Below are 21,429 nucleotides of genomic sequence, written 5' to 3' on the forward strand. Positions count from 1 at the left end.
TTACATACATACAAAACAAAAATACTGCCTACATTAGTATCTATTTGATAAACTCAACACTAACAAATTAAAATGGGTAAATCTTCGCAACTATTGTAAGCCCTTAAGTGGGAAACATGAAATGCGAGTTAGCTCAAAACTTGTCTTTACGAGTTTATACAAAAACCTAATGTAGGCTTTTTTTATATAATTTATTTTACAAACTATGGACATAATAAGCATAATAATTGGAATTGTTGTCGGACTTGCAGCAGGCTTTGGCTTTGCTAAATTTTTAGAAAAGAGCAATGTTTCCAACCTTATTAAAAATGCAAAAAAAGAAGCTTCATCAATTTTAAAAGACGCTAAAGCAGAAGCAGAATCAATCAAAAAAGATAAGATTTTACAAGCAAAAGAAAAATTTTTAGAATTAAAAACAGAACACGAACAAGTTATTTTGTCTCGTGACAAGAAAATTGCAGAAGCAGAAAAAAGAACACGTGATAAAGAGTCACAAGTTTCTAGTGAATTAGCTAAAAACAAAAAGCTAAACGAAGAATTCGATACTAAATTAGCCGATTATAACAATCGCGTAGAGTATTTAGAAAAGAAACAACAAGAAATTGAAAAACTACACCGTAGTCAAGTAGAACAACTTGAAGTAATTTCTGGTTTATCAGCAGAAGAAGCTAAAAACCAATTAGTAGAAAGTTTAAAAGCAGAAGCAAAAACAAATGCTATGTCTTTTATCCAAGACACTATGGAAGAAGCTAAACTTACAGCACAACAAGAAGCTAAGAAAATCATCATCAACACTATTCAACGTGTTGGTACAGAAGAAGCAGTTGAAAACTGTGTATCGGTATTCAACATTGAATCTGACGATGTAAAAGGAAGAATTATCGGTCGTGAAGGTAGAAATATCCGTGCCTTAGAGGCAGCTACAGGCGTTGAAATTATTGTAGACGATACTCCAGAAGCAATTATTTTATCGTGCTTCGATCCAGTTCGTCGTGAAATTGCACGTTTGGCTTTACACAAATTGGTGACAGACGGACGTATTCACCCAGCACGTATTGAGGAAGTTGTGTCTAAAACACAGAAACAAATTGAAGAAGAAATCATTGAAGTTGGTAAGCGTACTGTAATTGATTTAGGTATTCATGGTTTACACCCAGAGTTAATCAAAACGGTTGGACGTATGAAATACCGTTCATCTTACGGTCAAAACTTATTACAACACTCTAGAGAAGTAGCCAACCTTTGTGGAATTATGGCTGCAGAATTAGGCTTAAATGTTAAACTTGCTAAAAGAGCTGGTTTACTTCACGATATTGGAAAAGTTCCAGAAACAGAAAGTGAATTACCACACGCTATCTTAGGTATGCAGTGGGCTGAAAAATATGGTGAAAAAGAGGAAGTATGTAATGCTATCGGAGCGCACCACGATGAGATTGAAATGAAATCACTTATCTCTCCTATTATTCAAGTATGTGATGCCATTTCTGGTGCACGTCCAGGAGCAAGAAGACAAGTATTGGATTCTTACATCCAACGTTTAAAAGATCTTGAGGATATTGCTTTCGGATTCACAGGGGTTAAAAATGCCTATGCAATTCAAGCGGGTAGAGAATTACGTGTTATTGTAGAAAGTGAAAAAGTATCTGATGAATTAGCATCTACTTTATCTTTTGAAATTTCACAAAAAATTCAAACAGAGATGACGTATCCTGGTCAAGTTAAAATCACCGTTATTCGTGAAACTAGAGCGGTTAATATCGCCAAGTAAAACCAAATACATTATACTAAAAAACGCTTTTCCATTCAGAAAAGCGTTTTTTTTATTTTTAAAATCTTACCTTCTTGGATGAAACTCGCTTAACACTTTTCGCAAATGCGATCTATCCAAATGCATATAAACTTCAGTTGTTGTTATTGATTCATGCCCCAACATCAATTGAATGGAACGCAAATCTGCACCATTTTCCAATAAGTGAGTTGCAAATGAATGACGAAAGGTATGTGGGCTAATTGTCTTTTTTAAACCTATTTTAACCGCTAAATCTTTTATAATAGTAAATACCATTGCACGAGTCAATTGCTTCCCTCTACGGTTTAAAAATAACGTATCTTCGTGTCCTTTTTGTATTTTCAGATGATTTCGGATTTCATTTCGATATAAATTAATAAACTTTTCAGTTGAAGGACCTATTGGAACAAAACGTTGCTTATCCCCTTTACCCGTAACTTTTACAAAGCCTTCTTCAAAAAACAAATCCGATATTTTCAAATTTGTCAATTCCGAAACACGCAATCCACAACTATACAAGGTTTCCAACATAGCCCGATTACGCTCCCCTTCAGGAGTTGATAAATCAATAGCCGCTATTAACCCATCAATTTCAGATGTAGATAGAGTATCCGGAAGTTTGCGTCCCGTTTTAGGCACTTCAATTAATTCCATTGGAGTTGTCTCTCGGTAATCTTCAAAAATTAAATATGAAAAGAAACTCTTTAAACCCGAAATAACACGCGACTGACTTCTTGCATTAACCTTTGAGGCTAATTCGTAAATAAACTGTAAAACTTCATCCTCACCAATTTTAATGGGCGAAACCTCAATATTTTTTTCAATTAAAAAGTTTACTAATTTTTCAATATCAAAAGTATAATTAGCAATAGTATTATCGGAAAGTCCGCGTTCTAACTTTAAATAATTTTGATATTCTTTTATGTACGTTTGCCACTCATTGTTCATGTTCAAATATAAAAAAATACAAGCACAAAAAAACCTGGTCTTTATAACTCAGGCTTAAATTTATTTATTTTATAGCTACTTAAAAAATATAAGCACCACCTACTTGAAATACAAAACTTTTAACATCGTCACTAGTTTCTGAAATATCCGAAAGGCCAAAATTAAAACGCACTCCTGCTCTTAGTTTGTCTAATAGATTAATCCCAGCACCAAGACCTAGAGAAACATCAGTTGATGTAAATGAATCCTTTACATCCTCATCCCCAAGCTTTGCATTAGTTAAAAAACCTACTTGAGGTCCACCTTCTACATAAACTATATTCAGAAAATAAAATTTACCCATAACAGGAACTTGAAAATAATCCAATTTTAAATCATCAGATCCATCAAATTTTGAACCTTGTGTAGAATACAAAAGTTCAGGCTGTATTGCAAGTGTATTCAATATCTTAATTTCTGCAAAAGCACCCGCATGAAATCCAGATAAAGCACTAGTATTATCAACATCACCTTTTAACATAGAAGTATTAAAACCTCCCTTTACACCAAAATTAATCTCTTGTGCTGTAACAAATCCAACTATAAATATTGCTACAATTGACAACCAAAATTTTCTCATAATGCGTTATTTTTTAGGTACTAACAAATTAATGAATTTAACCAACAACTTAATAACTAATCGATTAAACGCAGAAAAAACAGATTAAAAACAAAAAATCCCGCAAATGCGGGATTTTTAAATAATTCAAGCATAAATTTAGAATTTATAAACCAATCCTAAATTTATTGAAGATAAATCAACGTTTAAACCAAATGTATCATATGATTCAGCTCCTGAAGTATCTTCTTTAAAAGTATTGTAACCTAATCCTGCCCATGAAGCTTCTAATGCCCAATTACTAGATAAGAAATAGTTAACACCAATACCTGCATTTACTCCAAAAGCATTGTATTTAGTCTCATCACCAAATACATCCTCTTCTTTAGATGAACCAAAACCTACAGCTAATTCACCAAATAAAGAGAATTTGGATGCTGGAGTCATATAATAACGACCAAAAGCTTCAGCCCCGAATGCACTTGATTTTTCTTCCGAAGATCCAAACTCAGACTTACCAGACATCACATTTAATCTAGCCCCTAAAGCAATATTATCCGACACAAAATATCCTACTGCAGGTGAAAATGTAAATTCATTTGATTTCCAGTCACCTTGTTTATCAGAATTAAAACCTACCCCACCAGTTACAAAAACATCACCTTTACTGAAACCAGCAATTGTAGATTCTCCTTCTTGAGCATTTGCAAAACCAAAAGCAAAAACTGCAGCTGCAGTTAATAAAACTTTTTTCATAATTAGTATATTTTTTAAAGTTATAACGACAAATTTATAAGAATTTTAATTCCAAAACACACCGCTTAACAAATGGGTAACATCTAAAAAAGATATTTAAAACGTTACACTTTCATAATCAAACCAATAACAAAATAACACTCATAAAATTTAACACTTCTCAAATAAATAATTAAAACAGTATTAACATTTGTGAAGCTTTATAAATACAAAAATCCCGCAAATGCGGGATTTTTGTTAATAAATCGTTTTCTATTAGAATTTATATAATAACCCGAATTGAGGGGTTGCAAAAATATTCTCAAACAAGTTAATATTCAATTCAAAGTCATTTGTCGATCCACCATTCTCAGGATTTGCGTTATTGTAAGACAAAATATTAGCTAATGTAAAAGTAGCAGCCCAATTTTCGGTAAAGAAATAATTCAGCCCTAAATCAATATTCGCTTTAATACCATTGGTAGTGTCTGAATCACCGACATTTGGGTCAAATTTTTGGTGACTGTATCCAACACCCGCTTCTCCGTAGGCTTTTAAACGACTCTGTGCTAAACTTAAGAAATAATATCTAGCAAACAAACCAACTCCGAATGTACTTGTTTTATCATCATTAATATAACTTTTGTCCGATGAAAAATCTAAATCAGCCCCTACTGCTAATTTATTATTAACAAAATAGCCAAATTTTGGATTAATTGCGAAATAATCGTTAGAGGTATCTCCAGTCGTTATTTTAATCCCTCCTTCAATAAACATATTACCTTTTTCAAAGTCCATACCTTTTGCAGTATCCATTTCTTCTTTAACTGCACCCATATCCTGAGCATTTGCAAATCCAAATGCTAAAATTGCGCCTACTGATAAAATAATTTTTCTCATAATTAATCAATTTAAATGGTTAAACACTTAAAATTACCCATAATAAAACCTGCTACCACAATAAAAAACATAAAATATTAACAATTTAATTAACATATTATATATTTAAAAAGTATTTACTTAGCAAATAGAAAAAACTTAAAGTGTAAATTAATTTAATACTTACAATTAGAAAAGTAAAATCAATAATGAATACAACCAATTTCAATACTTAGGTTTTTTACTACATTTACTAAAAATAAAAAAAATGAAAATCTGCATTATAAACGGTCCCAATTTAAACCTACTCGGTAAAAGAGAACCTACAATTTATGGAAGTGAAACCTTTGAAAATTTCTTAATAAGCTTGCAGAACAAATATCCTGAAATGACTGTTGAATATTTCCAAAGCAACATTGAAGGTGAAATTATTTCAAAATTACAGGAAGTAGGCTTTTCACATGATGGTATTATTTTAAATGCTGGTGCTTATACGCATACTTCTATTGGTATTGGTGATGCAATTGCTGCAATTACAACACCAGTGGTAGAAGTGCATATTTCCAATACTTTTTCAAGAGAAACATTTCGTCATCAATCCTATATTTCCAATCACGCAAAAGGCGTTATCATAGGCTTTGGGTTGAAAAGTTATACACTAGCCCTAGAATCCTTTAAGTAACCCCAACCCTTTCAAAAGTTTTCACGTCTATTAAATAAAAGCCTTTATGAAACAATATTACTTTACCTTATTACTGTCATTATTTTATTTAGTATCCTATAGCCAAATAAAAGGAACCGTTACCGATAGAGAAGGTAGACCACTTCCATTTGTCAATATCTATGTTGAAGGAACCTACACAGGAACCACAACTAATGAGTTAGGTAAATATGAATTGAATTATACAGTATCAAAACAAGTAAGCATCTTGTTTCAATATTTGGGCTATACTACACAAAAACACCAACTTAACATCACTACTTATCCCTATACTTTTGATGTAACACTTGAAGAAGAAAACTTCATTTTAAACGAAGTTGTAGTCAACAATGGAGATAATCCAGCAAATGAAATCATTAAAAAGGCTATTGCTGCCAAAAAGACAAATGCATTAAAAACCGATAAATTTGAAGCAGACTTTTACTCGCGTGGTATTTTTAGAGCCGAAGACTTGCCAGAAAAAATAATGGGAATTGAGATTGGGGATCTAGAAGGCAATATCGATTCGACCCGAAGTGGAGTCATTTATTTATCTGAGACGGTCTCAAAAATTAAATTTGAGAAACCCGATAATTTGAAAGAAGAGATTATAGCTTCAAAAGTTGCCGGTGATGATAATGGTTTTAGTTTCAACACCGCATTAAACACCAATTATGACTTTTATGAAAACTATGTAGATTTTGGCTTAAAAATGATTTCTCCTATAGCTGATAATACTTTTAATTACTACAAGTTTTCTTTAGAAAGCACCTTTTACGATGATAAAAAACAATTAATAAACAAAATTAAAGTAACACCAAAACGCGACAAAGAACCTGTTTTTGAAGGTTACATCTATATTGTAGAAGACAGTTGGGCTATTTATGGAATTGATTTAAATATCAAAGGCTATAGAATGCAACAACCTATCATTGAAAACTTAAAACTTATTCAAAATTTCAGTTACAATACCGAAAATAAAATTTGGGCAAAAAACATACAATCCCTTGATTTTAAAGCTGGAATTTTCGGAATTGGTTTTACCGGAAAGTTCACACATGTATTCAGTAACTATGTATTTAAAAATGCATTTGAGAAAAAAACCTTTGGCAATGAAATTGTAAGCTTTGCAGAAAATGCCAATAAGAAAGATAACCATTATTGGACGGAAAAAAGACCCGTACCCTTAACCGATGAAGAAATCAAAAATTACATCAAAAAGGACAGTATTGAAACCGTTCGAAATTCAAAAACCTATCTAGACTCAATAGATGCTAAACGCAATAAATTCAAAATATTTGATATTGTAACGGGCTATACGTATACTAATAGTACAAAAAAGCACAGCTTTAGCTATGACGGTTTATCCAATTTAACCTCAACGAGTTTTAATACTGTACAAGGTTGGAATTTAAACAGCGGTTTTTCGTATCGCAAATGGAATGAAGACAATGGTAAATACACTTCTATTTCCAGTACATTCAATTATGGCTTTGCAGAAGACCGCCTACGCGTTATAGGAAACATCTACCACAGATTCAACAATATCAACAAAGCCAACATTAATATTTCTGGAGGTAGTGATGTAAGCCAAATTAATAGTGCAGAACCTATTACAAAGCTTATTAATACTGTGAGTACCCTATTCTTTAAAAACAATTATATGAAATTGTACAATAAAGAATTTATAAAAGCTATTTATGGGCAAGAAATCACCAATGGTATTTATTTAAACGGAACTGTAGAATACGAAAAAAGACATGCCTTATTCAACAATACCGATTACACTATCATTAAGAATGATGATCCTTATTTTTCAAACGATCCATTACAGCCTTTTAATGAAACATCTATCCCGTTTGAAAATCATCACATCATGAAAGCTAGTCTAGGAACCCGTATTCGATTCAATCAAAAATACATTTCAAGACCTAATAGTAGAATGACCATTTCTGATAATAAATACCCTACTATTTATTTGAATTACACAAAAGCTTTTACGGCAACAAACAAAGATTACCAATATGATTTTGTGGCAGCAAGAGTTGATTATAACAATACATTTGGCAACAAAGGTGATTTTTCATTCCGTATGAAAGGTGGAAAATTCTTCAATGCAGATCATATTGCTTTTGTAGATTACAAACATTTTAATGGAAACCAAACACATGTTAATTTTAACGGTGACTATTTGAATTCATTTAATCTATTACCATATTACAGTAACTCAACTAATGATGCATATTTAGAAACTCATATCGAACACAATTTCAATGGCTTCATTATGAATAAAATTCCATTATTGAATAAATTACAATGGAATTTAGTGGGCGGTTTTCACCAAATTAATGTCCCAAATTACAAACCTTACCAAGAATTCTCTGTTGGATTTAGCAATATTGGATTTGGAAAAATTCGCTTTTTACGTATAGACTACGTTAGAGCTTATCAAAACGGATTTCAAGGTGACGGAATAATGTTTGGCTTACAACTCTAAATCAATTTGTATATTAGTGTAAATCAATTAAAAAATCAATTATGAAGTCAAACAAACCTAAAGCTAGTTATTGGATTATAAGTGCAATTGCACTACTATGGAACGCAATGGGGGTAAATGCTTACATCCAACAAGCTTATCAAACAGAATCTTTCAAAGCCATGTACACGGAAGAGCAATTACAACTTATAGCTGAAGCACCTATTTGGTCTACTGCTGCATTTGCATTAGCCGTTTTTGGAGGATTTTTTGGTGCTGTTGCACTAATAATGCGTAAAAAATGGGCACACTATTTATTTATCTTTTCAATGATTGCGGTTTTAGTACAAATGTATTACAACTTCATAATCATTGATTCTTTAGCCGTTTACGGTCCAGGAGCAACGATAATGCCGATAATGATAATTGTTTTCGGGTTAATCTTAATTTGGTATTCCAAATACGCTATGAAAAAAAACTGGATTATATAGATATAAAAAAAAACACCTCAATGAGGTGTTTTTTTTTATATCTATATTTTAATTATACTCTCACAATATTAGCTCCAATAGCTCTCAAACGCTCATCGATACGTTCATACCCCCTATCAATTTGCTCAATATTTTGAATCGTGCTCGTTCCTTTAGCTGTAAGCGCAGCAATCAATAACGAAATACCTGCTCTAATATCAGGAGAAGTCATCGTTGTAGCTTTAAGTTGTGATTGGAAATTATGCCCAATTACAATAGCACGATGCGGATCACAAAGTATAATTTTGGCCCCCATATCAATCAACTTATCAACGAAAAACAAACGGCTTTCAAACATCTTTTGATGAATTAAAACTTCACCTTTTGCTTGCGTTGCTACTACTAAAACAATACTTAATAAATCAGGTGTGAAACCGGGCCAAGGCGCATCCGCTATCGTTAAAATTGAACCGTCTATATCAGTTTTAATTTGATAACCTTCAGTATGAGCAGGAATATAAATATCATCTCCTTTTCGTTCAAGAGTAATTCCTAATTTTCGAAAAACATTTGGAATTTGACCTAGATTATCCCAACTCACGTCTTTAATCGTAATCTCACTACGTGTCATAGCTGCAAGTCCAATCCAAGAACCAATTTCAATCATATCAGGAAGGATACGGTGCTCACAACCACCTAGACTCTCTACTCCTTCAATTGTAATTAAGTTAGACCCAACACCGCTAATTTTTGCACCCATTGCGTTTAACATTTTACACAATTGTTGTAAATAAGGCTCACATGCCGCATTGTAAATGGTAGTAGTACCTTCTGCTAAAACTGCTGCCATGATAATGTTTGCAGTCCCTGTAACCGAAGCCTCATCAAGCAACATATATGTTCCTTGTAAACGACCATCGATTTCTACTCCATAAAAATGATCTTCACGTTCGTAACGGAATTTAGCTCCTAAATTAATAAAACCTTCAAAATGGGTATCCAAACGACGACGACCAATCTTGTCTCCTCCTGGTTTTGGAATATACCCACAACCAAAGCGTGCTAATAAAGGTCCGACTATCATAATAGACCCTCTTAAACTCCCTCCTTCTCTTTTAAAAGCTTCCGTTTTCAGGTAGTTCACATTAACCTCATCAGCTTGAAACGTATAATCACCAGGACCATTCTTTTGAATTTTAACTCCCAAATTACCCAATAAAGCAATTAACTTATTAACATCAATGATGTCGGGTATATTGGTTACTCTTACTTTTTCAGAAGTTAATAAAACCGGACATAAAACTTGCAAAGCTTCGTTTTTTGCTCCTTGAGGTGTAATTGATCCTTTTAAGGTTTTTCCGCCTTCAATACTGAATGTTCCCATGAACTTATTTTCTATTATTGTTTTTTTGATTGCTTCCTTTTTTCTTGTGTGGATTTTTGGTAATCGAACTTTTACCTGAACTAAACTGTGATTTGTTCGACATTTTTTTGTTTACTTTCATCAAATTATGAGTATTTGACAACTCTTCATTTGATTTAAACAAGTTGATTTTACCATTTGAAAGTTCTAGTAAATGGTTAAAAATCACCTCATCTTCCACTGTTTCCTTATTCCAACTTAAATAGCACTTTTTCATATGATTGGCAATCACAAGAATTAATGCGTTTTTCATTTCCCCTTCTTCCCATTTAATGGCTACATCAATCATATATTTTATGTTGTTGCCATAAAAACGATATTTAGGAAAATTCTGAGGGTATTTTAAAGGTTCCGGACGTTGGTGTAAAACTTCACGTGATGGAATTGGGTAAGGTGAATCTACATCTAACCTAAAATCAGACATGATAAATAACTGATCCCATAATTTATGTTGAAAGTCTGGCACATCGCGTAAATGTGGATTTAATGACCCCATCACAGAAATCACATATTTGGCCGCTTTATTACGCTCTTCTCTGTCTTTTATAACAGTAACCTGATCGATTAACTTTTGTAGATGCCTCCCATATTCTGGTATAATTAACGGCTCTCTATATGAATTGTATTCCAAACTTCCTCCTTCTTGTTTAGGGTTATCCTCCATATTACAATGATATTATTCCTTCAACACTTGATAGCTCTTGATATTTTGCAATAACACTATCAGGGTCTTTCATTTGAACACTTATTGAAATACTGGTGTATTTTCCTGTTTTTGATTGACTATTACTAATTACTGCTCCCATATTGTTAAATGCTCCTTCTACATGAGCAATTTTTTCAATATCAGAAGGCACAATAAATTTAAACAAATATTCTGTAGGCCAATCCGAAGTGTTCGTTAACTCTTCTTTCAAACGCACATAAAATTCTTCCGATTTCTTATCCATTTTCATCTATTATTTAATAGCAAATATACTTTTTTAAGTTTAGAATCTAAATTTTGAAAAGCATTAAATTTGGAAACTTGAATAGATTTTTAAAAAAACCTACTTTTGTGGTTTATATTTTTGAAAATGAGCAAAAACATAATTGTTTTAATAGGTGGTCCAAGTTCTGGCAAAACAACTTTAATAAATGCCTTAAAAGAAAAAGGACAAGTCTGTTATCCTGAAATTTCTCGTGAAGTTATAAGAGAAGCTCAAGCGAAAGGAATTGACCAGCTCTTTTTAGAAAACCCTTTATTATTCAGTCAATTGTTACTCGAAGGTCGTATTCAGCAATTTAAAAATGCTCACAAAGAAGAATCGGATTATGTTTTTTTAGACCGTGGTCTTCCAGATGTTTTAGCCTATATGAATTATATAGGCGACTCCTACCCCAATACCTTTCACCAAGCTTGTAAAGAATACCAGTATACTCATGTTTTTGTTCTACCACCTTGGAAAGAAATATACGTAAGTGACACCGAACGCTATGAAACTTATGAACAAGCCGTTTTGATTCATGAGCATTTAAAAGAAACATACAAAAAATTTGGTTATCACTTAATAGAAATCCCCAAAGACACTGTTGAAAACAGACTTAACTTTATTTTGGGAAAACTTTCAAAAATTAATTAGTAATTTTATTACAATCAGCATTTATTGAATGGCAAAAGCCTTACAGATACTTCAAAAATATTGGAAGCACGAAAGCTTCAGAGATCCTCAAGAAGCTATTATTACTAACGTCTTGGAACGCAAAGACACCTTTGCGCTTTTACCAACTGGAGGCGGAAAGTCCGTTTGTTACCAAATTCCGGGTATCATGCTTGATGGCATAACCTTGGTCATTTCGCCTTTAATTGCCTTAATTAAAGACCAAATTGAGAATTTACAAAAGAAAAACATCAAAGCAATTGCTTTATTAGGCGGTATTTCGCAAAACGAAATTATTGACTTATTGGATAACTGTCAATTTGGAAATTATAAATTTTTATACCTATCCCCAGAGCGTTTACAACAAGACTGGATTTTAGAACGTTTAAAGCAACTTCCTATTAACCTAATCGCTATAGATGAAGCACACTGTGTAAGTCAATGGGGGCACGATTTCAGACCCGCTTATCTTAAAATAAAGAGGTTAAAAACTGATTTTCCTACCGTTCCGTTTCTAGCTGTTACCGCAAGTGCAACTGATAGGGTACAAAAAGACATCATTGAAAACTTAGCCTTAAACGAACCTAAGATTTTCAAAAAATCATTTGCTCGTGAAAATCTGGCATACCACGTGATTAAAACAGAAGACAAACTGTATAAAATTCAACAAATTTTAACCAAGAACACACAGTCTTCAATCATTTACGTACGCAACCGAAAATCGTGTATTGAAACGGCTCAACAATTAAATCATCTAGGCTTTAAAGCGACTTATTTCCACGGTGGATTACCTATCAAAGAGAAAGAATCAAACCGATTACTTTGGATGGAGAACAAAGTCCAGGTAATTGTTGCTACAAATGCTTTTGGAATGGGAATTGACAAACCCGATGTTAAAACCGTAATACACATTCAACTCCCTGAAAACCTTGAAAACTATTACCAAGAAGCAGGAAGAGCGGGAAGAAATGGTGTCAAAGCATTTGCAATTCTTTTGGTACACCCGGGCGATGTCACCACAACAGAAAACCAATTTAAAGCTGTTACAGTAGATCGAAAATTTTTAAAAGAAGTCTACTACAAACTGAATAACTTTTTTCAAATTGCCTACGGAGAAGGGTTTAACGAACAGTTTTCTTTTAATTTAAATCAATTCTGTGCGCATTATAATTTCCCTGTATTAAAAACCTTCAATGCACTTCAATTTTTAGACCGACAAGGAATAATCACTTTGCTTAATGAAAATTCAGAAAAGGTAAAAATGCAATTTATTGTACCTAGCAAAGAAGTCATTCGTTATACAAGTTTGCACCCGGAAGAAGAAAAAATCATTACTAGTATTTTAAGAACCTATTCGGGCATTTTCGAAATTCCAACAGCAATAAACCCTATTGCTATTGCAAAAAAGAACAACACTTCTGAAGCAGTTGTTTTGAAAATCATTCACAATTTAGACACTAGTGGTTGCATTCAACTGCAAACACAAAACAACGACAGCAGTATTACTTTCAATGAAGTAAGAGAAGACGATTTAACCATAAATAGAATTGTAAAGTTTTTAGAAAATCAAAACGAAATAAAATCACGGCAACTTCAAAGTGTTATTGAATATGCGACTAATGAAACCAAATGTAAAAGCAAAATATTACTTTCATATTTTGACGAAAAGAATGTTGAAGATTGCGGCATTTGCTCCTATTGTGTTGCCAAGAAAAAAAATGATCCTGAAATGATAGGATCTCAAATCATCGAACACTTAAAAACACATCCCTTATCCTCAAGAGAATTGGAAAATGCTCTTTCGTACTCAACGGAAGAACTTATCTTTGCATTGCAAATTCTTTTAGAAAAAGACATAGTTAGCCTAAACAATCAAAACAAATATTACCTAAAATAATGGAAAAATTAAGAATCGTATTTATGGGAACTCCAGATTTTGCTGTTGGAATTCTCGACACTATATATTCAAATGGTTATGAAATTGCAGGTGTTATTACCGCTCCCGACAAACCTGCTGGACGCGGACAAAAAATCAGCATGAGCGCCGTAAAAGAATACGCTCTTTCAAAAAATTTAAGATTACTCCAACCTACTAATTTAAAATCAGAAGACTTTCTTGAAGAACTAGCTTCTCTTAATGCTAATTTACAAGTTGTAGTCGCCTTCAGAATGTTACCCGAAGTAGTATGGAAAATGCCAAAATTAGGAACCTTCAACCTTCATGCCTCTTTGCTACCGCAATATCGTGGTGCCGCTCCTATAAACTGGGCCATTATAAATGGAGAAACAACAACAGGAGTGACAACCTTTTTCATCGATGAAAAAATTGACACTGGTGCTATGATTTTGCACAAAGAAACAGAAATTGGTAAATCCGAAACTGCTGGAGAGCTTCACGACCGTTTAATGCATATAGGATCAGAAGCCGTTTTAGAAACGCTAGAACAAATTGAAAGCGGAAAAATAGCCACTACCATTCAGGTGGAAAGTGACGATATTAAAACGGCATATAAACTTAACAAAGAAAACTGCAAAGTGGATTGGTCACAAGATGGCGCTACCATTTTCAACCACATAAGAGGATTATCTCCTTATCCTGCGGCATGGACTTTTATTGCAGATGGTGATAAAGAATGGAATGTTAAACTTTACGACGTTGCATTTACACAAGAAAACCATTCTTATGAAATTGGCATTTTAATTACAACTAAAAAGGAAATCAAAATTGCTTTAAAAAATGGATTCTTACATTTAAACAGTCTTCAGTTCCCTGGAAAGAAAAAAATGCAAACCCACGAACTGTTAAATGGGATTCAGTTTTCGGAAAAAGCAAGAGCCTTCTAAGCCCCATAAACACTAATAGTAGCGAATTTCAGAAAAAAACAAATAATTTTGTTAACATTTATATGGTTTTATCAACAATTACTACAAAAACAGTAGTAATCACTTGCATATTTCAGTTATACTACTAAATTTGTAAGAGAATAAATTAAGTTTAACCAATTATAAATAACATTTATTATGAACAAATCAGAATTAATCGATGCAATGGCAGCTTCTGCTGGAATTACAAAAGCAGCTGCTAAATTAGCTTTAGAATCATTTTTAAGCAACGTTGAAGGTACTTTACAAAAAGGTGGTAGAGTTTCTTTAGTAGGTTTTGGTTCTTGGTCAGTATCTGAAAGAGCTGCTAGAGAAGGTAGAAACCCACAAACAGGAAAAACTATCAAAATTGCAGCTAAAAATGTAGTAAAATTCAAAGCAGGTGCAGAATTAGAAGGTGCAGTAAACAAATAATATTTTCTACTATATGTTTTTAAATCCCGCCATAGCGGGATTTTTTATATAAATCATTTTTTGCTTGAATAATTGAACATTTTTTGATAATTTTATTAAAAATATTGTGCTCATGATATCAGTTTTACCAAGAAAAGGATATTTGTTAATAGCTGAGCCTTCTAATCTAGGCGATATTTCATTCAATCGTTCTGTTATACTTCTAGCAGAACATAATGACGAAGGTTCTGTGGGGTTTATCATTAATAAACCACTCAATTACACTATTAACGATTTAGTTCCAGAGATAAATGCGTTGTTCACGGTTTATAATGGCGGACCGGTAGAACAAGACAATCTTTACTTCATTCACAATGTTCCTAAAATAATTCCAAACAGTATTGAAATTGCTGATGGCATCTATTGGGGTGGCGATTTTGAAACCACAAAATCATTAATTAATGAAGGTAAGATTTCAAAAAGAAACATTCGTTTTTTTCTAGGTTATAGTGGTTGGGAAAAAAACCAACTAGAAAACGAACTAAAAGATGACACTTGGATTGTCATTGAAAACAAACTTAAAAGTACCATCCTTTCAAAGTCAAGTGAAAACTTTTGGAAAGAAAAAATTAACGAACAAGGCGGTGATTACGTATTGTTTTCAAACGCCCCATCAGATCCAATGCTTAATTAAGACGGATTAAAGCATTTAACCTACCTACTATTTCTTTGGCAAGCTTATTTTCGAAACTTTTCTTACGATATTTTGTAACAGATTGCAATCCAATCACCACATTTGTTAAAAACAACTCATCAGCTTTTTGCAAGTCAAATGGAGATATCGACTTTTCAACAACTGTAATTCCTTCCATTTTAGAAGCAATTGCTAGTACCTGCTTACGCATAATTCCATTTAGACATCCATCAGTAATAGGCGGGGTTATTAAAGTACCCCCCATTAGCATAAATAAATTACTTTGTAGCCCCTCTATGACATTTTTTTCATCATTTAATACCAAACAATTATCATAACCGTTTTCAGCAGCAAAAACACTCCCCATTATAGCAATCATCTTATTGGTAGTTTTCAAAGTAGAAACCAATTGCTTTGTAATATAGGCATCTTTAAACAATTCAATTTCGTAAGCTTGATCCGAAACCGAATACAATTCTTGTTCAAGCGGCATAGCCGTAACCAAATAATCAATTTCGTTTGTTTTTGGCAAATAAAAACCCTCGCCTTTTCGGTAAACGGTAAAACGCACCCTTAAAGCTTTATCATTTTCAAAAGTCTCAACAAGCGATAAAATTTGAGATTCAAAAAACTCCATAGTAAAATTCATCGGAATCTCCATACGACAGATACGCATTGAAGCCATTAATCTGAAATAATGATCTTCTAGAAAAAGAACTTTATTATTCAGTACACGAATGGTTTCAAAAATAGCATCACCAAAAAGAAAACCTCTATTGTTTTCAATTGCCACTGTAGCACTTTCCTGTATTGTTCCGTTAAAATTTACCATAAAAAATCCCGCTTTTAATTGCGGGACAAATATAACCTTTATAATTCAGTTTTTAAACAGAACCTAAAACATGTTTTAAATCGGATATTTGATTTTCCCATAACAATGCAGCTTCGTCCATTTCATCTTCTTCAGCAAAATCAATCACTACTATAGAAACATCTTTAGTAATATCGTCTTCCATTATACGCATCTCAAAAAAGTAATCACTATCATTACCGTCTTCATCTAGCCATCTGAATTTAACACGCTCTCCCGAACGTTTTGAAATCAACTTTGCTTTCTCTTCAGAATCATCCCAAATGAAGGTGAAAATCTCTCCGCGAGAATTTACATTATCGGCAAACCATTCTGATAAACCTGAAGGTGTAGATATATATTGATATAAAAGTGAGGGCGACACATGAATTGGGAACTCTAATTCGTATTTAACTTTAACTTCCATTATTTTCTAAATTTATTTTGGAAATATAGAGAGAATAATCTTAAAATGCAAAAAGAAAAAAATTAAATATTTTTTCAAAAAATGCTTGCATTGAAAAAATTTAGTTCTATATTTGCACCCGCATTCAGGAAGTGAATGATTAACCAAAGAATGGCGAGGTAGCTCAGTTGGTTAGAGCGCAGGATTCATAACCCTGAGGTCACGGGTTCAACTCCCGTCTTCGCTACGAAAATTGCACTTGTAACGTGCTGATTTTAAGAGGTCTTAAGAAATTAAGACCTCTTTTTTTTTTACTAAATCCAGAACACACTTTTCAAACATCATTTCACATTAACAATCAACCACTTACAAATAAAAAAAGTACTTTTCTTGTTATTTGCAACCCTGCGGTTTTTTAAATATTTGGAACACAGTTTTAAAAACAGTCGAATTACAACACACCTGTTTTCAAATAATTACACCAAAAAATCAACCCTGTTTTTATTGTTTTTTGGAACACACTTTGGAAAACAGTTTGGAACACACTTTGGAACACACTTTAGAACACACTTTAGAACACAGTTTTCTTCAAAAAAATCGAATTCTAACTAAAATTTGATATTCAAATAATCAACAAATAATTAACTTATTAACACATTTTAGTATACATCTCCCCTTTTAATTATATTTACGTATGAAAATACGTATTATAATATTTAAACCTATGTATAGGTAACCTTCAATTCAGCATAAATTTTTCAATTATGTCAACAAATCAGCTAACTATGGAAATAAGCGAATTAAAAACAAAATTTAACTCAAATAGAAACCTTTACGAAACTCTTGGAAAAAACGTAGTTGAATCAATAAGTTTATTACTTGAAAAGAAAGAGATTAAATTTTTATCAATTAACTATCGCATAAAAGAGCTTGATTCCTTTTTGGAAAAAATTGAAAGAAAAAGTTACAATAATCCCCTTGAAGAAATAGAAGATTTTTGTGGAATTAGAATAATTTGTTATTATCAAAAAGACATTAATGAGATACAAGAAATTATTAAAAACGAATTTGAAGTTCACGAATTTCAAAATAAACAAAATAACCTAGATTATAATGAATTTGGTTATCGTTCGAATCATTTAATAGCTTCTATACAAAAAAGTTGGGAAAACTCACCTCAATTTAGAGGGTTATTAAATTTAAAATTTGAATTACAAATCAGAACAATTTTAATGCATGCTTGGGCAGAAATTGAACACTCTCTAGCTTATAAAAATCAAAACCAAACCCCAACCCAATTCAAAAGAAAACTCTATAGAATTAGTGCTAAACTTGAAGAAGCTGACGAACAATTCGAAGAACTTAAATTAGAAAGTCTAAAATACCAAAGAGAAATTAAAAAAGTTACAGATGTAGATTTTGAAAATATTGAATTAAATATTGATACACTTCAAGCTTTTATGGACAATAATTTTCCAAATAGGTTGAAAGGGAAAGAAGCTACAGGTCAATTTCTAGATCTTATGATAGAATATGAAATTACATTGGCTGAATTAGCTGAATCATGGAAAAAAGTAAAACCTAATTTTAAAAAAATTGAATCGGATTTTCTATCTAATGACTTTCTATTATTTAAAAAATGGGCACAAACTGGAATTGCTAGATTTATATTAGATTTAACTAATGAAAAATTTATGAAGCGTTTAAAAAGTGATGGCAAATACTATCAAAGAATTGATGAGTTTTCAAAAAAATACAACTTAAAATAAAATCCCACAAACATATTTCTGTAATAGGGATTAAATAAAATTAATTACCATATGCGTAAAAAGAGAAAATATATTTACATTATTTTATTTTTACTTTTTTCAATTACCGTATCAAGTCAAAACGTATTTAAAACACCATCAGGTGCAAAATACCATTTAGCAACTTGTAGAATGGTTAACAATGTTTCTAAAGAACTTGATTTGAACGATGCTATTGAAAAAGGATTAGAACCTTGTAAAATTTGCAATCCTCCTAAATCTGAAAAGGTAAACACACTCTATCAAAACAAAGCAAAAGGAACATCGACAACTGTTCAATGTAAAGGAAAAACAAAAAAGGGCACTAGGTGCAAGCACAGAACAAGTATAGCAAATGGTTATTGCTTTCAACACAATCCAGACAATTAGATAAACAAAGATTTTGATTTACCAAGTGATTTAAAAAAATTAGAATCTATTTTAAGGAATAAATAAAAGTCAAAAAATGGCTAAAAAAGGGTGATTTTGGAGAAAAATGCCCATTTTTTGAAATCAAAAAAAAATATTTCAGAAAATATTACTTAACTTCGCATCTTATAAGTGACTCATTTTTAAATAAATAGAGTTAAAAAATCCGTAAATTTCGGAACACATTTTGGAACACAATTAGGAACACACTTTGGCTGTTTTTCCGTGTTTTTGCACTTTGTTAAATATTGATAGTCAAGAAGTTACAAAATCGACTTTTTACCGGGTGAATTCATAACCCTGAGGTCACGGGTTCAACTCCCGTCTTCGCTACGAAAATTGCACTTGTAACGTGCTGATTTTAAGAGGTCTTAAGCAATTAAGACCTCTTTTTTTTATGTCTAAAATTTCTATACTCGCTTTAAAACTCAAAACGAGTATAGAAATGAGTATAGATTTCAAAAAAGACATATTTAACCATCTCTAATTATACAATTTAAAAAAAATCAATCTGCAGGTTTTTAATAAAAATAGGCTTAATAAAACGAGTATACTAAAAACGTAAGATTTTAATTAAAAAAACAGCCTTGTATCAAATAAACTTTATATTTTTATTTAAAATTAAACTTTTGTAAAAAGTTATATTAACTTGAACATATTTACTAGTTAACACAAACATTGAAACGCACTTCATGAAAAAAATATTCTTTGTTCCATTTTGTTTATGCTTTATCTTTTTTAATTCTTGTACAGTATCGAAAACTTTAAAAGAAGAAAGAAAACAATGGAATTTTAAAAATTGGGATGTACAATTTAAAGAAAGAGCTTTTTGTCTTTGTGTCTTGAAAGGATACGAAAATCCAAAATTAGAAAAATCTTTATGGGAAAATGATAAAACATTTTATAATCCTACTGGTATTGCAATTTTTGACAAAACTTTGGAACCTATAATAGAAAAGGAAATAAAAAAAATAAAACTTGATTCAATCAACTCTATAGGACATTATCCAGATGATTTAAAACCTTTATACCAAAAAAGGAAAGTGTTAAAACATTGTTTAGATTTCTATAATAGTTCAGAACTAAATGAAATTACTAAAAATGAAAAAAGGAGTTGGAATAAAATTTCAAATATCATGTCTGAAATTCACAAATCAATTCCTACATATTAATGCTTGTGTTAACAGCAGTTATAAGTAATGGCTAGGTCTCTGACTGCTCGGAAAATTCTCCTAATTTTCCTAAAATAGTCTATATTTGTTAAGGCTTGGTTTTGGCTCCGCGCCACTACTTATAGCCGCGGACCGTTATGAGTAATGCTAATCCTACACAATAGAAACTATATGAGCCAAAATAATTTTTTACTTTTTTTTGCATTAATTGTATTAAATGGAAAACTATTTTCCCAAACAATTAAAGAAAAAGATTCAATAATTTACTTGAAAGAAGTGGTTGTTTCAAAATTAACAAAACAACCGAAAATATCCGTTAAAAGTTCAGGAACTGGAAATGAATCTGTTGGCTTTTACGAAAAAGAAAAGTTTGTAAGTCTCATTAAAAACATTCCTGACTCTGAAATAGCATCAATTAGTTTTGATATGGATTTAAGAGGCTTCAAAAAAGGAACCGAATTTGAACTTAAACTTTTGATTTTTGAAAAAGACGATGATGGAAAACCAGGAAATTCTATGATTGGCCAAAATATTAGATTTAAAGTCAAGGGAAGTAAAAAACAAAAAATAAATTTAGACTTAAGCGATTTATTAATACAATCAAAAGGAGAACTTTTCATTGGTTTTGAAACAGTTAATCTTCCCAAAGGTGGTACATTGGTAATACATATGAAAGAAAACGAAAATGCTATTTCATTTGCTAAAAAAGGAAATGGAGAATGGTTTACACCTACAAGACAAAATTTAGAATTAAAGTATGTCTTAAACCTAAATCACTAAGCACTACTCATAACAGCGGTTTTAAGAAATTGGGGTTTTAGGGCTTAATTTAAAGCTTGTTTTGTACTTTTGATTTTCAGTGCTTAATCGAAAGTTTTGGGCTTACAAATCCCCAACTTCTTAAATCCGCAGGCCGTTAAAAGAATCCTGTCTTAACAATTATCAAAAAAAATATAACTATTTGATTTTTAAAAGTATATTTTTTAAATTAGCTATATAATTTAAAAACTTGAAATGTTGGCAAGTGAAAATCCAACAATAATTATTTTCTCTAAATAAGTACCGAAACGATTACTTTAAACGAGTATAGAAACGAGTATATTTCGCGTAAAAAATAGTGTTTTTTGAAACAACAAAGCATTGATATTCAACGGTTA

Annotated in this window: 22 protein-coding genes and 1 tRNA gene; 14 read left to right on the top strand and 9 right to left on the bottom strand. The window is 31.8% G+C overall.

Going from position 1 to position 21,429, the window contains the following annotated elements:
- Nucleotides 1-205: 205 nt before the first annotated feature.
- Nucleotides 206-1,768 (top strand): ribonuclease Y, encoded by a 1,563-nt coding sequence (gene rny / locus ACFS5J_RS02235; protein ID WP_379810333.1) that lies wholly within the window; start codon nucleotides 206-208, stop codon nucleotides 1,766-1,768.
- Between the two features lie 66 nt (nucleotides 1,769-1,834).
- On the opposite strand, the gene xerD is transcribed toward rny, so the two are convergent.
- From xerD to ACFS5J_RS02255, 4 genes are all read right to left on the bottom strand, one after another.
- Nucleotides 1,835-2,737, bottom strand: coding sequence for a site-specific tyrosine recombinase XerD (gene xerD, locus ACFS5J_RS02240; RefSeq protein ID WP_379810335.1), 903 nt, complete (start codon nucleotides 2,735-2,737; stop codon nucleotides 1,835-1,837).
- Nucleotides 2,738-2,816: 79 nt separating this feature from the next.
- Entirely contained in the window at nucleotides 2,817-3,356 is a 540-nt protein-coding gene (locus ACFS5J_RS02245) for a porin family protein (RefSeq protein ID WP_379810336.1), read from the bottom strand.
- A gap of 138 nt (nucleotides 3,357-3,494) precedes the next feature.
- The gene (locus ACFS5J_RS02250) at nucleotides 3,495-4,091 is read right to left on the bottom strand and encodes an outer membrane beta-barrel protein (RefSeq protein ID WP_379810338.1); all 597 of its coding nucleotides are present in this window, start codon (nucleotides 4,089-4,091) and stop codon (nucleotides 3,495-3,497) included.
- A gap of 255 nt (nucleotides 4,092-4,346) precedes the next feature.
- A complete protein-coding gene (locus ACFS5J_RS02255) occupies nucleotides 4,347-4,970 on the bottom strand; it encodes an outer membrane protein (RefSeq protein ID WP_379810339.1) in 624 nt (207 codons plus the stop codon).
- A gap of 247 nt (nucleotides 4,971-5,217) precedes the next feature.
- Between ACFS5J_RS02255 and aroQ the strand changes: the two genes are divergently transcribed.
- The 3 genes from aroQ to ACFS5J_RS02270 are packed head-to-tail and all read left to right on the top strand — an operon-like array spanning nucleotide 5,218 to nucleotide 8,616.
- Complete coding sequence (gene aroQ / locus ACFS5J_RS02260) at nucleotides 5,218-5,631, top strand: type II 3-dehydroquinate dehydratase (protein WP_379810340.1); 414 nt, start codon at nucleotides 5,218-5,220, stop codon at nucleotides 5,629-5,631.
- A 46-nt stretch (nucleotides 5,632-5,677) separates the two neighbouring features.
- On the top strand, nucleotides 5,678-8,146 hold the full coding sequence (locus ACFS5J_RS02265; protein ID WP_379810341.1) for a DUF5686 and carboxypeptidase regulatory-like domain-containing protein: 2,469 nt from the start codon (nucleotides 5,678-5,680) through the stop codon (nucleotides 8,144-8,146).
- Nucleotides 8,147-8,187: 41 nt separating this feature from the next.
- Entirely contained in the window at nucleotides 8,188-8,616 is a 429-nt protein-coding gene (locus tag ACFS5J_RS02270; protein WP_379810343.1) for a hypothetical protein, read from the top strand.
- 52 nt (nucleotides 8,617-8,668) lie between these two features.
- On the opposite strand, the gene murA is transcribed toward ACFS5J_RS02270, so the two are convergent.
- Genes murA through ACFS5J_RS02285 form a run of 3 tightly spaced genes read right to left on the bottom strand, consistent with a single transcriptional unit; the run spans nucleotide 8,669 to nucleotide 10,968 of the window.
- Nucleotides 8,669-9,979 carry a UDP-N-acetylglucosamine 1-carboxyvinyltransferase gene (gene murA / locus ACFS5J_RS02275; protein WP_379810344.1) on the bottom strand — a complete coding sequence of 437 codons (1,311 nt, stop codon included), beginning with the start codon at nucleotides 9,977-9,979 and terminating at the stop codon, nucleotides 8,669-8,671.
- Between the two features lie 4 nt (nucleotides 9,980-9,983).
- Nucleotides 9,984-10,682, bottom strand: a complete 699-nt coding sequence (locus ACFS5J_RS02280) for a DUF4290 domain-containing protein (RefSeq protein ID WP_379810345.1) — start codon at nucleotides 10,680-10,682, stop codon at nucleotides 9,984-9,986.
- 1 nt (nucleotide 10,683) lies between these two features.
- Complete coding sequence (locus tag ACFS5J_RS02285; protein ID WP_379810346.1) at nucleotides 10,684-10,968, bottom strand: DUF493 family protein; 285 nt, start codon at nucleotides 10,966-10,968, stop codon at nucleotides 10,684-10,686.
- A gap of 126 nt (nucleotides 10,969-11,094) precedes the next feature.
- Here ACFS5J_RS02285 and ACFS5J_RS02290 point away from each other — a divergent pair, with 126 nt between their 5' ends.
- The 5 genes from ACFS5J_RS02290 (at nucleotide 11,095) to ACFS5J_RS02310 (ending at nucleotide 15,628) form a co-directional block, all read left to right on the top strand.
- The gene (locus tag ACFS5J_RS02290; RefSeq protein ID WP_379810347.1) at nucleotides 11,095-11,640 is read left to right on the top strand and encodes an AAA family ATPase; all 546 of its coding nucleotides are present in this window, start codon (nucleotides 11,095-11,097) and stop codon (nucleotides 11,638-11,640) included.
- A 28-nt stretch (nucleotides 11,641-11,668) separates the two neighbouring features.
- Complete coding sequence (locus ACFS5J_RS02295; RefSeq protein ID WP_379810348.1) at nucleotides 11,669-13,555, top strand: RecQ family ATP-dependent DNA helicase; 1,887 nt, start codon at nucleotides 11,669-11,671, stop codon at nucleotides 13,553-13,555.
- Nucleotides 13,555-14,502 carry a methionyl-tRNA formyltransferase gene (fmt, locus tag ACFS5J_RS02300; RefSeq protein ID WP_379810350.1) on the top strand — a complete coding sequence of 316 codons (948 nt, stop codon included), beginning with the start codon at nucleotides 13,555-13,557 and terminating at the stop codon, nucleotides 14,500-14,502. The genes ACFS5J_RS02295 and fmt overlap by 1 nt, the downstream gene beginning before the upstream one ends.
- A 177-nt stretch (nucleotides 14,503-14,679) precedes the next feature.
- The gene (locus ACFS5J_RS02305; protein ID WP_379810352.1) at nucleotides 14,680-14,955 is read left to right on the top strand and encodes an HU family DNA-binding protein; all 276 of its coding nucleotides are present in this window, start codon (nucleotides 14,680-14,682) and stop codon (nucleotides 14,953-14,955) included.
- 112 nt (nucleotides 14,956-15,067) lie between these two features.
- The gene (locus tag ACFS5J_RS02310; RefSeq protein ID WP_379810353.1) at nucleotides 15,068-15,628 is read left to right on the top strand and encodes a YqgE/AlgH family protein; all 561 of its coding nucleotides are present in this window, start codon (nucleotides 15,068-15,070) and stop codon (nucleotides 15,626-15,628) included.
- Here ACFS5J_RS02310 and ACFS5J_RS02315 read toward each other — a convergent pair.
- Both ACFS5J_RS02315 and ACFS5J_RS02320 read right to left on the bottom strand, forming a co-directional pair.
- Complete coding sequence (locus ACFS5J_RS02315) at nucleotides 15,621-16,460, bottom strand: aminotransferase class IV (RefSeq protein WP_379810354.1); 840 nt, start codon at nucleotides 16,458-16,460, stop codon at nucleotides 15,621-15,623. The genes ACFS5J_RS02310 and ACFS5J_RS02315 overlap by 8 nt on opposite strands.
- Nucleotides 16,461-16,512: 52 nt before the next feature.
- Nucleotides 16,513-16,905 carry an START-like domain-containing protein gene (locus tag ACFS5J_RS02320; protein WP_379810355.1) on the bottom strand — a complete coding sequence of 131 codons (393 nt, stop codon included), beginning with the start codon at nucleotides 16,903-16,905 and terminating at the stop codon, nucleotides 16,513-16,515.
- Between the two features lie 152 nt (nucleotides 16,906-17,057).
- Here ACFS5J_RS02320 and ACFS5J_RS02325 point away from each other — a divergent pair.
- From ACFS5J_RS02325 to ACFS5J_RS02345, 5 genes are all read left to right on the top strand, one after another.
- A tRNA-Met gene (locus tag ACFS5J_RS02325) sits at nucleotides 17,058-17,131 on the top strand.
- A gap of 517 nt (nucleotides 17,132-17,648) precedes the next feature.
- Nucleotides 17,649-18,653 (top strand): GTP pyrophosphokinase, encoded by a 1,005-nt coding sequence (locus ACFS5J_RS02330; protein ID WP_379810356.1) that lies wholly within the window; start codon nucleotides 17,649-17,651, stop codon nucleotides 18,651-18,653.
- Between the two features lie 51 nt (nucleotides 18,654-18,704).
- A complete protein-coding gene (locus ACFS5J_RS02335; RefSeq protein WP_379810357.1) occupies nucleotides 18,705-19,061 on the top strand; it encodes a DUF5763 domain-containing protein in 357 nt (118 codons plus the stop codon).
- Between the two features lie 731 nt (nucleotides 19,062-19,792).
- Complete coding sequence (locus tag ACFS5J_RS02340) at nucleotides 19,793-20,272, top strand: hypothetical protein (RefSeq protein ID WP_379810358.1); 480 nt, start codon at nucleotides 19,793-19,795, stop codon at nucleotides 20,270-20,272.
- A gap of 171 nt (nucleotides 20,273-20,443) precedes the next feature.
- Nucleotides 20,444-21,052 (top strand): hypothetical protein, encoded by a 609-nt coding sequence (locus ACFS5J_RS02345; RefSeq protein ID WP_379810359.1) that lies wholly within the window; start codon nucleotides 20,444-20,446, stop codon nucleotides 21,050-21,052.
- Nucleotides 21,053-21,429 lie beyond the last annotated feature (377 nt).

The sequence above is a fragment of the Flavobacterium chuncheonense genome (assembly GCF_042686145.1).
In the GTDB taxonomy this organism is placed as follows: Bacteria; Bacteroidota; Bacteroidia; order Flavobacteriales; family Flavobacteriaceae; genus Flavobacterium; species Flavobacterium chuncheonense.